Genomic DNA, 11,791 nt, shown 5'->3' with positions numbered 1-11,791 from the left:
TGACCCATACGCGCACCCGCGAAGGAACGAGGCACCCCATGACCGACCCGGTGACGCTGGACGGCGAAGGCCGCATCGGCGAGTTCGACGAGAAGCGCGCCGAGGCCGCCGTACGGGAGCTGCTGATCGCGGTCGGCGAGGACCCGGACCGCGAGGGCCTGAAGGAGACACCGGCCCGGGTGGCGCGGGCGTACCGGGAGCTGCTGGCGGGACTGCGTCAGGACGCCGAGGACGTGCTGACGACGACCTTCGATCTCGGGCACGACGAGATGGTGCTCGTGAAGGACATCGAGATCGTCAGCCTCTGTGAGCACCACATGCTGCCGTTCCACGGCGTGGCGCACGTGGGGTACATCCCGGCCGAGAGCGGCAAGATCACGGGTCTGTCGAAGCTCGCCCGGCTGGTCGAGGTGTTCGCCCGCCGGCTCCAGGTGCAGGAACGTCTCACCACGCAGGTCGCCGACTCCCTGATGCGGATCCTGGAGGCCCGGGGCGTCATCGTGGTCATCGAGGCCGAGCACATGTGCATGTCGGTGCGCGGCATCCGCAAGCCCGGCGCCAAGACCACGACGTCGGCGGTGCGCGGCCAGCTCCGCGACGCCACGACCCGCGCCGAGGCGATGAGCCTGATCCTGGCCCGCTGATCCGGCGCCGCGTGAACAGTCCTGTGGGTCAATACACCTAGGTGGTGGGGGCCGCCCCGGTGCCGTTGTGGTCGTCCTCGTCGTCCGGGAGCTTGCAGACGCGCTCCAGGAACAGGGCGGCCGCTATGACGCCGACGGCGGCCACGACCGAGAAGCCGGCGTAGATGGCCTGGTCGCGGCGGGCGGGGACGTCCAGGAGCTCCAGCAGGAAGACGCCGGTGCCGCCGTACATGCCGGCGACCAGGGCGGCCACCAGCGCGCTGGCCTGGCCGAAGACGACGGCGCGGGCCGCCATCAGGGGGTCGACGCCCTTGGCCTCGGGGTCGCGCTCGCGCTGCGCTCTGAGGCGGGAGCGGATGGACAGCGCCGTGGACAGCAGGATCACGGCGATGATCGCCAGCACGATGGGGGCGGCCAGGGGGACGCTGGGCAGGGTCCCCACCGAGTTCCAAAGGCGGGCGCCCGCCCAGGAGAGGACTCCGGCGATCACGAACACGCCGACCAGCATCCTGATGTGCAGCTCTCTCACGGTGTCCCTTCAGCTCCCCCCGGGGCCCCACGGGGTGTGGGCCGGCTCTTGACCTTAACGACTACTCGGGCAGCCGGAGTTCCAGGTCCTGGCGGGGGACGACGCCCTGGCGGGTGACGGTGCCGAGCAGGTCGGCGACAGGGCCGCGGCCGGGCAGCAGGGCCTCCGGGTCCAGGTCGAGCCAGGGTGCGAGGACGAAGGCCCGCTCGTGTGCGCGCGGGTGGGGGAGGGTCAGCACCGGGTCGTCGGAGACGACATCGGCGTAGGCGACGATGTCGACGTCGAGGGTGCGGGCGCCCCAGCGCTCGTCCCGGACGCGGTGGAAGGCCTCCTCGACGGCGTGGGCCCGCTCCAGCAGCGAGGACGGCGGCAGGGTGGTCTTGAGGACCACGACCGCGTTGAAGTACGACGGCTGGCTGCCGGGCTCGACGCCCCAGGGCTCCGTCTCGTAGACGGGGGAGACGCCCTTGACGCGCAGGCCCGGGGTGTCCGCCAAGGCGTCCACGGCGCCCTGCAGGGTCTCCAGGCGGTTGCCCAGATTGGAGCCGAGGGAGATCACGGCCCGTTTCGGGTTGTGGAGGGTGGTGTCGGCGGCGTCGACCTTGTCGACGACGGAGGCGGGTACCGGCTGGACGGTCGGGTCGCTGGGGCCCTTGATGAACGGTGCGGTCATACTCGGCTCCGGGTGATGGTGACGGTCACGTCGTCGAAGGGCACGGTGATCGGCGCGTCCGGTTTGTGGACGGTGACCTCGACCTCCTGGACTCCTTCGTGCTTCAGACAGGCCTGGGCGACGCGCTCGGCGAGCGTCTCGATGAGGTTGACCGGCTCGCCCTGGACGACGGCCACGACCTCCTCCGCCACGATGCCGTAGTGCACGGTCTTCGCCAGGTCGTCGTCGGCGGCGGCGGGCCGGGTGTCCAGGCCGAGGACGAGGTCCACGACGAAGGTCTGGCCCTCTCTGCGTTCCTCGGGGAACACACCGTGGTACCCGCGGGCCTTCAGGCCGCGCAGCGCGACACGATCCACGCGAATCACTCCTGCAGTCGTCGGTGACGGCCGGTCGGTGCCGTGTGCGGGCGGCACACCGGCCTCGACCGAATCTACCCGCGGCCACCGACAGGGCCGGGCCGCGGGGGCGCGGCCCGGTCCGTCGCCCTCAGGGGGCGCGACGCGCGTTTCCCTGGGGGATCGCGGCGGCTCACGGGTTGGTAGCCGCCCCTACCCGCGGGTGCGTGATTCCAACCACCTCTTGGTCCCTGTGGCCCGCGTACCCACTCAACCGGGGGTCTCGTCGCCCTCTTCCCGGTCGTTCTCGGCGAGGACGGGGGAGGCGTGGTGGGTCCACATCTTCCAGCCGTCCGGTGTGCGCCGGAACACGTTCGTGGCGACGACGAGCTGTCCCACGAGGGGCCCGAGCTCGTCGTCGTGTCCCTCGGGGGCCGGGCCGCCGCTGAGGATGTTCTCGGTGCAGGTGACGATCGCCGTGTCACCGGTCACGGAGGTGTGCACGTCGGTGAGGAAGAACTGGATGTAGTCGGTGTTCGCCATGATCAGGGCGTACGACCGCAGGACCTCGCCGCGGCCGGTGAGCACGGGCCAGCCGGGGTGCACGCAGGAGATCACGCCGGCGTCGGCCGGGTCGTGGTAGCTCTCGTCGACGCCGAGGTCGGACGGGGTGAGCCAGAGCGAGGACAGCGTCTCGAAGTCGCCGCGCTCCAGCGCCTCGTAGAAGGCGGTGTTGGCGGCCTCCACCTGTTCGACGTCGGTGTGGGGGGCGCTCACCGGGCTCCTTCGCGGCCCGCCGCGCCGCCGCGCGCCTCCTCGATGGCCTGCACGACGCGTACGGCGTCGGCGGTGGCGCGCACCTCGTGGACGCGGACGGCCCAGGCGCCGGCGTGCGCGGCGAGGGCCGAGACGGCGGCGGTGGCGGCGTCGCGTTCCCGCGCGGGGGGCGGCTCGCCCTCGGGACCGGCGAGGACCCGGCCGAGGAACCGCTTGCGGGAGGCGGCGACCAGGACCGGGTGCCCGAGGGCGTGCAGCCGGTCGAGGTGGGCGAGCAGCACGAGGTCGTGCTCGGCGTCCTTGGAGAAGCCCAGGCCGGGGTCGACGACGATGCGGTCGGGGGCGATCCCGCCGGCCAGGACGGCGTCGACCCGCGCGCGGATCTCGTCGACGACCTCGGAGACGACGTCGGCGTACACGCCCCGGACGTTGCCGCCCTGGAGGAAGCCGCGCCAGTGCATGACGACGAAGGGAGCGCCCGCGGCGGCGACGACCGGGATCATCGCGGGGTCGGCCTGCCCGGCGCTGACGTCGTTGACGAGGGCGGCGCCGGCGGCGAGGGCCCGCTCGGCGACGGAGGCGCGCATGGTGTCGACGGAGATCGTGACGCCCTCCGCGGCCAGGCCGCGGACGACGGGTATGACGCGGCGCAGCTCCTCGTCCTCGTCGACCCGGGTGGCGCCGGGGCGGGTGGACTCGCCGCCGACGTCGACGAGGTCGGCGCCCTCCTCGACCAGCGCGAGACCGTGCTTGACGGCGGACGTGGTGTCGAACCAGCGGCCGCCGTCGGAGAAGGAGTCGGGGGTCACGTTGACGACCCCCATGACCGCGCACCGGTCCCACTGCGGAAGGCCCGCGACCCGCCCGCGTCCGCTCTGCTTGCTCATACGTTCAGCGTAGGCCCAAGCGGGGGCGGTGACGTGCCGTGGCCCCGTCCCCGCCCTGGTGGGGGCGTCAGGCGGCCCGTACGCCCCCTTCCGGGACGCGGTGCGGGCAGGGGCGCGGGGCGGCGCCGCGGCGGCGCAGGAAGCGCGGCAGGGCCAGGTTCACGAAGCCCTCGGCCTGCATGGCGGCGATCCCGAGGCGGGGGAGGTCGGCGGAGGCGCGGTAGACGACGAAGCGGGGCTCCCAGCGGGGCTGGAACTTGGCGTTGAACCTGTAGAGCGACTCGATCTGGAACCAGCGCGACAGGAAGACCAGCAGGCCGCGCCAGGCCCGCAGGACGGGGCCCGCGCCGATCTTCTCGCCGCGGGCGAGGGCCGAGCGGAACATGGCGAAGTTCAGCGACACGCGCGCGATGCCGAACCGGGGGGCGGCCTGGAGCGCGGCCACGATCAGCAGTTCGTTCATGCCGGGGTCGGCGGAGCGGTCGCGGCGCATCAGGTCCAGGGAGACGCCGTCGGTGCCCCAGGGCACGAAGTGCAGGACGGCCTTGAGGTCGCCGTAGGGGCCGGGTTCGGCGTCGCTCTTGTGGGCGGTGGCGATCAGGCAGTCGCCGTCGGCGGGGTCGCCGACACGGCCGAGGGCCATGGAGAAGCCGCGTTCGGTGTCGGTGCCGCGCCAGTCCTCGGCGGCGCGGCGGACCCGCTCCAGTTCGGTGGGACCGAGGTCACGGACGCGGCGTACCCGGGTCTCGTAACCGGCGCGCTCGATGCGCTTGACCATCTGGCGCACGTTGCGCATCGCGCGGCCGGCGAGCGAGAAATCCGGGACGTCCACCACCGCCTCGTCGCCCAGTTCGAGGGCGTCGAGCCCGGTCTCGCGGGTCCAGACCTCCGCGCCGGTCTCGGAGCAGCCCATGACGGCCGGGGTCCAGGAGTGGGCCTTGGCCTCGTCCATGAAGCGCTCGATGGCGCCGGGCCACGCCTCGACGTCGCCGATGGGGTCGCCGCTGGCCAGCATGACGCCGGAGACGACGCGGTAGGTCACCGCGGCCTTGCCGCTGGGGGAGAAGACGACGGCCTTGTCGCGGCGCAGCGCGAAGTGGCCGAGGGAGTCGCGGCCGCCGTGCCGGGCGAGCAGGGCGCGCAGGCGTGCCTCGTCGTCCTCGGTGAGGTGCGCGGCCGGGTGTTCGGGCCGGAACGCGAGGTAGATGGTGGTGACGGCGGTGATCCAGCCGAGGGCGCCGAGGGAGAAGGCGACGGTCCAGGAGGTGCTGCCCCGGTAGTCGACCGGGCCCTCGAAGCCGGCCATGCCGTACAGGACGTGGCTGATGCGGTCGGCCAGGCTCGGGTCGCCGAGGAGCGTGCCGGGGTGGGCGCTGACGATGACGAGGCCGAGGGCGAGCGAACCGGCGCCCATGAGGATGAGGTTGGCCAGGGCCCGCCAGCGGCTGCGCGGGTCGGGCAGGGCCACGAACTGGTCGCGGTGGCGCACCAGGGTGGCGAGGAGCCAGACGGAGATGAAGAGGCCGATGACGGAGTGGCGGTAGGAGAACTGGGCCACCGCTCCGGCGGGCAGCAGGACGACGGCCGCGCGCCACGCACGCCGCTTGCCGCGCCTGAGCCCGTGGGCGAGCAGCAGCAACAGCACTCCGGCGCTGAGCGACAGCGCGGCGGCGAACGGGCCGAAGGAGCCCGGCAGCACCTCGGCGAGGGCGTGCATCCAGCTGTGCCGGAAGCGCGGGAAGACGCCCGCGGCGATGTCCAGCAGGCCGACCAGGGCGCAGGTCCGTCCGACCAGCAGGGGGACGGACTCGGGGCGCGGGCCCAGCAGAAGCGGCCGCAGACGGCCCGACAGATGCCGTATCCGGCTCACCCGTTGCGGAACCCCGCCCGACATTTCCACATCTGTCCTGACAGACATCGCATCCCATGAGTTCTGCGAGAGTTTTGGATCCGGTCCCGATTCGGGCATCCGGCGACATTGCGCCCTCTAGGACGGTGTCATACGGGGAGAGGTTCACTCGGCTCCCCAAATGCGTGTTCAAAGGCCAAGGAAAGCGCGGACGGGTAACCATCGATGGGTCTGACGAGCGACAAGGTGCTGGCGCTGGCGGTCCTGACGGCCGTGGGGCTGTTCGCCGGGACGGTGTGGGTGTGGCCACGGCTGGCCCGGCGGAGCGTACGGGTCGTGGCCGGGCGGGTCGGGCTGCTGCTGGGCACGCAGTTGGCGTTGTTCGCGTCGGTCGGGCTCGCCGCGAACCAGGCCTTCGGCTTCTACGCGGGCTGGGCCGACCTGTTCGGGCGGGAGAAGGGCATGGGGGTCGTGGTCGACCACACCCCGCCGGGCGGTCCGCTGCGTGTCGTGGAGGCGCGGCGGGTGCCGGGGGCGGTCAGCGGGGACCCGTCGGTGAGCGGGCGGATCCAGAAGGTCGAGATCGTGGGCCGCACGACCCGTATCGCCACGCCCGCGTACGTCTATCTGCCACCGGAGTATTTCCAGCCGGGATTTCGCACCCGGGCGTTTCCCGCGGCCGTCGTCCTGACCGGCTATCCGGGGACGGCGCAGGCGCTGGTGGACAAGCTCGACTATCCGCAGACGGCGGCGCGGCTCGCCGGTCAGGGCCGTATGCCTCCGATGGTGCTGGTGATGATGCGTCCGACCGTGGCGCCGCCCCGGGACACGGAATGCGTCGACATCCCCGGTGGACCGCAGACCGAGAGCTTCTTCGCCCGGGATCTGCCCGACGCCGTGGGCGGCCACTACCGGGTGGGCTCACAGCCCGGCGGCTGGGGCGTGATCGGTGATTCCACCGGCGGGTACTGCGCGTTGAAGCTCGCCATGCACCACCCCGCGGTGTTCGGCGCGGGGGCCGGGCTCTCCGCCTACTACGAGGCGCCCGTCGACGCCACGACCGGCGACCTCTTCCACGGCGACCGGGCCCTGCGCGACCGCGCCGACCTGCGGTGGTGCCTGGAGCACCTGCCCGCGCCGGACACCTCGCTCCTCGTCAGCAGCAGCAAGGCCGGCGAGACCAACTACCAGGACACCCTGAAGTTCATCGAGCGGGTGAAGGCCACGAAGCGGACGCGGATCTCCTCGATCATCCTCGAAAGCGGCGGGCACAACTTCAACACATGGCGGCGCGAGATTCCGGCGACGCTGGAGTGGATGGGGGAGCGGCTGAGAACCCCGGAGAGGGCCGAAGAGCCCCTCCGATCTTGATTCCTGGTCAATTCCGCGGCGAATGTGATTCCTGATGCCGTGTGAACGGCGCGGGATGGCCGTGTTTTTACGGGGCGGGGCTCCAAGAATCGCCTACGCGCGGTAAGTTTCTGGCCATGCCACGTGGACGTCACCGTCATTCCCCGCCCTTGCACAGGGTGCTGCCCCCGTCGGCGATCGCAGGCGTGTCCGTCGTCTGGGCACTGGCGCCCTGGGTGTTCACCGAACCCGTCGTGCTGCGCGGCCTGGCCGCGGCCGCCGCGGCCACCGCGGTCGTCGGCGCGGTCGTCATGCGCCGCTGGGACGCCCAGGCGGGCAAACAGGTCGCCGACCTCACACGCGCGCGGGCGGGCGACGAGTGGCGGCACGAGGAACGGGTCGCCGAACTGGAGACCGACCTCGACGAGTCCCGCGAGCTGCGCCAGAAGCTGGAGCAGCGGCTGCGCGCCAAGCGGGCCGAGCTCGCGAAGCTGCGCAACGAGCACGCGGCCCTGCTGCGCCGCTACGCCACCGCGGAGACGGAGCGGGCGAGCGTCCTGGAGGAGCGCCGGGTCCTGGAGATAGAGGCGATCACGCCCGCGCGCGCTCTGCCGCCGGGCGCCCCCGCCGCCGACGGGGCTGTGGCTGCCCCGGCGGGTGAGGACACCGCCGCGGCCGAGGCCGCGGCGGACGCGGAGGCGCTGGACGAGGCCGGAGCCGTGGAGCCGGATGGAGCCGTGGAGCCGGACGGGGCCGCGGCGGCCGAGGGCGGCGAGTCCGGCGAGGATGCCCCGGCGGTCTTCTCTCCGGAGGGCTCCCGCCTGTTCCTGCGGGCCCAGGCGGCGCTGTCGCGGTTCGACGAGGACGCGCAGGATGCCGGGGACGCTCAGGACGGCGGGGACGCGCTGCACGGCGAGGCGGACGAGAACGCGGACGAGACCGCGGACGCGGAAGCCGACGCCCCGGAAGCCGACGCCCCGGAGGCCGGCGAGGACCAGGCGGAGGATTCGGCGGACGACCCGGCGGACGACTCCGCCCCCCAGGACACCGCCACCGCCGCCGCCAAGGACACCGACGGGACGCCGGACGGCGGTTCCCCGAAGGACGAGCCCCCGCACCACGTCCCGCCGCAGGGCCCCTCCGGCCGGAGAAGCGTGAAGACCGGCGCGGGCGCGCCCGAGACGGCGCGCACCGCGGCGTCCGAGACGGAGCGCGCGCCGGAGGACGACCCGCAGGGGAAGTCCGGGGCGGCCGGGCACGAGCGCGCGGCCGCCACCACCCCGGCCGGCGCGTCCGCCCCGGCCCAGCCCGCGCTGCCGCCTGCCCGGCGCCCCTCGGGCCACTTCATCGCGCCGACCGCGGTGGCCGTCGTCCCGGGGACTCCCGTACGGCGTCCCTCGGTCGAGGGCGGCTTCGACTTCTTCGGCACCCAGAAGCAGGCCGGGCCCGCCGCGTTGGAGTCCGTGCAGAACGAGGACCTGGCCGACGTGGTCGGCGAGGAGGCGCTCGCCCTGCACAAGGCCGAGGCGGAGGCGGAGTTCAAGCCCGCCGACGACCGGTCCCGCGGCGTCGGCCAGGTCATCGACCTGACGGCCCACGACGAGACCGAGCACATCGACGTGCAGGGACTGCGCAGCGCCGTCTCCTGAACCGTGCGAAGGGGCGCCGGGGACGAGGGCCCCCGGCGCCCCTTCGTGCTTCTCACGCCATCCAGCGGTCCGGCCGCGCGTCCCGGCGTCCCGTGCGGGACCGCTCGGCCTGCGTCCGCAGCAGCTCCGCGGCCTCCCCGGCGTCCCTGAGCCGCGCGGAGACGGTCTTGCCGGCACCGGTGTCCACGTGCACGTCGGCGACGTTCCAGCACCGCTCCCAGGGTCCCTGGGTGAGCCGTACGCTCTGCACCTTGGCGTGCGGGACGAGGGCCAGGCTGCGGCTCAGCAGACCCGAGCGGGCCGCGAACACCGTGTCCGTCACCGCCAGTCCGTGCCCGCGCCACCACAGCGGCACACACCGGCCCGCGCGCCGGGGCGGACGCGCCAGGTCCTCCCGCGGCGGCACGGTCACCCCGGGCAGCACCCGTGCGACGACCGACTCGGCGATCTCGCGCGGGGCGACCGGCAGCAGCACCGAGTTGGACGAGCCCGCCACGTCCAGCTCCACCCGCACCCAGCCGCGCCGCCGCCACAGCAGCGGCTCCACCAGCCGTACGGTCTGCACCCGGCCCGGCGGCACCGTCTCGTGGGCGCGGTCGAGCAGACCGTGGTCGAGGCGCAGTCCGTCCGGCGACTCGCCCACCGTCCAGTCGTACTCGGTGACGAACCGTCCGACGCTGGCCGCGCCCGCCGCGCCGACCAGCGGGACGGCGGTGGCGAGGACCGTCCACGCGCTCTCCGTGACCAGCCACAGCACGGTCGGCACGATGAGTGCGGCGGCCAGCGAGCCCCAGGTCGCGCCGGTCAGGACGAGGGAGACGGCGAGGACGCGCGGCGGCACCCGCAGCAGCTCCCGGGAGGGGGCCTCGCCCACCTCGTGCGCGGTCTCCGGCGCGAACCCGGCGGCGCGCGCGAGGAGTTCCGCGCGCAGGGCGCGCGCCTCCTCCGCCCCGAGGAAGGCGAGCTCGTCCTTCTTGTCCGCGCCGACGACGTCCAGTTTCAGCTTGGCGACGCCCGCCACGCGCGCGAGGAGCGGCTGGGTGACGTCGACGGCCTGGATGCGCTCCAGCCGGATGTGCGCGGTGCGCCGGAACACCAGGCCCGTACGGATGCGCAGTTCGCTGTCGGTGACGGCGAAGTGTGTGTACCACCAGGTGAGGAAGCCGTACAGGGCGGCGGCCGGGACCAGCACGGCGAGCGCGATCAGCAGGGTCGTGGTCGTCAGCCGGGTCAGCTGGCGCTGCGCCTGGTCGGGGTCGTGCACCGCCCACCCGATGAGCACGGCGACGGGCGCCCACGCGCGCCTGAGCGGCGTCACGGGGTGCAGCCGGCGCTCCGACACGGGCCGGGCCTCGCGTATGGCGTCGTCGACGCCCGGGGACGTCACAGGCCCGCCGATCGGGCCTCGCCCAGCTCGGTGAGCCGGTCGCGCAGCCGTTCCGCCTCGGCCGGGTCGAGGCCGGGGATGGCGGCGTCGGTCGCGGCGGCGGCCGTGTGCAGCTGCACGCTGGCCAGCCCGAAGTGACGTTCCACCGGCCCGGAGGTGACCTCCACCAGCTGCATGCGGCCGTACGGCACGACGGTCTCCTCGCGCCACAGCACGCCCCGGCTGATCAGCAGGTCGTCGGCGCGCTCGGCGTAGCGCCAGGAACGCCAGTTGCGGCCGAGCATCACCCAGCCCCACGCCATGAGCGCGAGCGGCAGCGCGGCGAACGCCGCCCAGCCGGGCCCGGCGAGCCAGCCGAGCAGCACGCCCAGGCCGGCCGTCAGCAGCCCCAGCCACACCACCAGCAGCAGCCGGCGCATCCGCAGCAGCCCCGGCGGCAGCGCGGTCCACACCGGCTCGTCCCCCGTGCGCGCGTCCCGCGTGATTCCCGTGTCCTTCGGGCTCCCCGTCTCCATGGGGCCAGCGTACGTAGGGGAGACTGGGGCCATGACTCCTACGACGGAGACCATGGTCGGTATCGGCGGCGCCGCGGAGAGCACCGACATGGTGCTCAACATCGGCCCCCAGCACCCCTCGACGCACGGTGTGCTGCGCCTCAAGCTCGTCCTGGACGGCGAGCGCATCACGAGCGCCGAGCCCGTGATCGGCTACATGCACCGCGGCGCGGAGAAGCTCTTCGAGGCCCGTGACTACCGCCAGATCATCATGCTCGCCAACCGCCACGACTGGCTGTCGGCCTTCTCCAACGAGCTGGGCGTCGTCCTCGCCGTGGAGCGCATGCTCGGCATGGAGGTGCCGGAGCGCGCCGTGTGGACGCGGACGCTGCTGGCGGAGCTGAACCGCGTCCTCAACCACCTGATGTTCCTCGGGTCGTACCCGCTGGAGCTGGGCGGGATCACGCCGATCTTCTACGCCTTCAGCGAGCGCGAGGAACTCCAGCACGTCATGGAGGAGGTCTCCGGCGGGCGCATGCACTACATGTTCAACCGCGTGGGCGGCCTCAAGGAGGACCTTCCGGCCGGGTGGACCACGCGCGCGCGTGCCGCCGTCGCCGACGTGCGCTCGCGCATGGACCGGTTCGACGACCTGGTCCTCGGCAACGAGATCTTCCGCGGGCGCACCCGGGGCGTGGGCGCCCTCTCGCCCGAGGCCGTGCACGCGTACGGCGTGAGCGGGCCGATCGCGCGCGCCTCGGGCGTCGACCTCGACCTGCGCCGGGACGAGCCGTACCTGGCCTACGGCGAACTCGGGGACGTCCTGAAGGTGGTGACCCGCGAGGAGGGCGACTGCCTCGCCCGGTTCGAGTGCCTGCTGGAACAGACGCACAACTCCCTCGACCTCGCGGACGCCTGCCTCGACCGGATCGCGGAGCTGGCGCCCGGGCCGATCAACCAGCGGCTGCCCAAGGTGCTGAAGGCGCCCGAGGGGCACACGTACGCGTGGACCGAGAACCCCCTCGGCATCAACGGCTACTACCTGGTCAGCAAGGGCGAGAAGACGCCGTACCGGCTGAAGCTGCGCTCGGCCTCCTACAACAACATCCAGGCGCTCGTGGAGCTGCTGCCGGGGACGCTGGTCGCCGACATGGTCGCGATCCTGGGGTCGATGTTCTTCGTGGTCGGGGACATCGACAAGTAGTCCGGCGCGGGTC

At 73.2% G+C, this 11,791-nt stretch carries 12 protein-coding genes; 4 read left to right on the top strand and 8 right to left on the bottom strand.

Features of this window, described 5'->3' with window-relative positions; all coding sequences use genetic code 11:
- Positions 1-38 precede the first annotated feature (38 nt).
- On the top strand, positions 39-644 hold the full coding sequence (gene folE / locus ADL34_RS27335; RefSeq protein ID WP_062673163.1) for a GTP cyclohydrolase I FolE: 606 nt from the start codon (positions 39-41) through the stop codon (positions 642-644).
- A gap of 37 nt (positions 645-681) precedes the next feature.
- Here the strand turns inward: folE and ADL34_RS27330 are convergent, their stop codons facing one another.
- From ADL34_RS27330 to ADL34_RS27305, 6 genes are all read right to left on the bottom strand, one after another.
- The gene (locus ADL34_RS27330) at positions 682-1,173 is read right to left on the bottom strand and encodes a DUF3180 domain-containing protein (protein ID WP_062673166.1); all 492 of its coding nucleotides are present in this window, start codon (positions 1,171-1,173) and stop codon (positions 682-684) included.
- Positions 1,174-1,234: 61 nt separating this feature from the next.
- Positions 1,235-1,846: a 2-amino-4-hydroxy-6-hydroxymethyldihydropteridine diphosphokinase gene (folK, locus tag ADL34_RS27325; protein ID WP_062673168.1), complete on the bottom strand. Its 612-nt coding sequence runs from the start codon at positions 1,844-1,846 to the stop codon at positions 1,235-1,237.
- A complete protein-coding gene (gene folB / locus ADL34_RS27320; protein ID WP_062673170.1) occupies positions 1,843-2,202 on the bottom strand; it encodes a dihydroneopterin aldolase in 360 nt (119 codons plus the stop codon). Before folB ends, folK begins: the two co-directional genes overlap by 4 nt.
- A 249-nt stretch (positions 2,203-2,451) precedes the next feature.
- Positions 2,452-2,958 (bottom strand): nuclear transport factor 2 family protein, encoded by a 507-nt coding sequence (locus ADL34_RS27315; RefSeq protein WP_062673171.1) that lies wholly within the window; start codon positions 2,956-2,958, stop codon positions 2,452-2,454.
- On the bottom strand, positions 2,955-3,845 hold the full coding sequence (gene folP, locus ADL34_RS27310; protein ID WP_062673173.1) for a dihydropteroate synthase: 891 nt from the start codon (positions 3,843-3,845) through the stop codon (positions 2,955-2,957). Before folP ends, ADL34_RS27315 begins: the two co-directional genes overlap by 4 nt.
- 67 nt (positions 3,846-3,912) lie before the next feature.
- On the bottom strand, positions 3,913-5,739 hold the full coding sequence (locus ADL34_RS27305) for a phosphatidylglycerol lysyltransferase domain-containing protein (RefSeq protein ID WP_062673175.1): 1,827 nt from the start codon (positions 5,737-5,739) through the stop codon (positions 3,913-3,915).
- A gap of 180 nt (positions 5,740-5,919) precedes the next feature.
- On the opposite strand from ADL34_RS27305, the gene ADL34_RS27300 reads away from it, so the two are divergent.
- Both ADL34_RS27300 and ADL34_RS27295 read left to right on the top strand, forming a co-directional pair.
- On the top strand, positions 5,920-7,065 hold the full coding sequence (locus tag ADL34_RS27300; protein ID WP_062673176.1) for an alpha/beta hydrolase: 1,146 nt from the start codon (positions 5,920-5,922) through the stop codon (positions 7,063-7,065).
- Positions 7,066-7,181: 116 nt separating this feature from the next.
- Complete coding sequence (locus ADL34_RS27295) at positions 7,182-8,693, top strand: hypothetical protein (protein WP_079034420.1); 1,512 nt, start codon at positions 7,182-7,184, stop codon at positions 8,691-8,693.
- Between the two features lie 52 nt (positions 8,694-8,745).
- On the opposite strand, the gene ADL34_RS27290 is transcribed toward ADL34_RS27295, so the two are convergent.
- Together ADL34_RS27290 and ADL34_RS27285 are read right to left on the bottom strand one after the other, a co-directional pair.
- Complete coding sequence (locus ADL34_RS27290) at positions 8,746-10,080, bottom strand: PH domain-containing protein (RefSeq protein ID WP_062673180.1); 1,335 nt, start codon at positions 10,078-10,080, stop codon at positions 8,746-8,748.
- Positions 10,077-10,595: a PH domain-containing protein gene (locus tag ADL34_RS27285; RefSeq protein WP_062673181.1), complete on the bottom strand. Its 519-nt coding sequence runs from the start codon at positions 10,593-10,595 to the stop codon at positions 10,077-10,079. The genes ADL34_RS27290 and ADL34_RS27285 overlap by 4 nt, the downstream gene beginning before the upstream one ends.
- A gap of 31 nt (positions 10,596-10,626) precedes the next feature.
- On the opposite strand from ADL34_RS27285, the gene ADL34_RS27280 reads away from it, so the two are divergent.
- Entirely contained in the window at positions 10,627-11,778 is a 1,152-nt protein-coding gene (locus ADL34_RS27280; protein ID WP_062673183.1) for an NADH-quinone oxidoreductase subunit D, read from the top strand.
- Positions 11,779-11,791 lie beyond the last annotated feature (13 nt).

The sequence above is a fragment of the Streptomyces sp. NRRL WC-3605 genome (assembly GCF_001509795.1).
GTDB classification, from domain to species: domain Bacteria; phylum Actinomycetota; class Actinomycetes; order Streptomycetales; family Streptomycetaceae; genus Streptomyces; species Streptomyces viridochromogenes.
Note: the sequence above shows the minus strand (reverse complement) of the source record. Positions and strands in the feature narration are given on the sequence as shown.

Excerpts from the sequence above, each read along its gene's own strand:
- folP (WP_062673173.1), bottom strand. The coding sequence starts at position 3,845 with ATGAGCAAGCAGAGCGGACGCGGGCGGGTCGCGGGCCTTCCGCAGTGG.
- ADL34_RS27280 (WP_062673183.1), top strand. The coding sequence starts at position 10,627 with ATGACTCCTACGACGGAGACCATGGTCGGTATCGGCGGCGCCGCGGAG.
- folK (WP_062673168.1), bottom strand. The coding sequence starts at position 1,846 with ATGACCGCACCGTTCATCAAGGGCCCCAGCGACCCGACCGTCCAGCCG.
- ADL34_RS27300 (WP_062673176.1), top strand. The coding sequence starts at position 5,920 with ATGGGTCTGACGAGCGACAAGGTGCTGGCGCTGGCGGTCCTGACGGCC.
- ADL34_RS27305 (WP_062673175.1), bottom strand. The coding sequence starts at position 5,739 with ATGTCGGGCGGGGTTCCGCAACGGGTGAGCCGGATACGGCATCTGTCG.
- ADL34_RS27285 (WP_062673181.1), bottom strand. The coding sequence starts at position 10,595 with ATGGAGACGGGGAGCCCGAAGGACACGGGAATCACGCGGGACGCGCGC.
- folE (WP_062673163.1), top strand. The coding sequence starts at position 39 with ATGACCGACCCGGTGACGCTGGACGGCGAAGGCCGCATCGGCGAGTTC.
- ADL34_RS27295 (WP_079034420.1), top strand. The coding sequence starts at position 7,182 with ATGCCACGTGGACGTCACCGTCATTCCCCGCCCTTGCACAGGGTGCTG.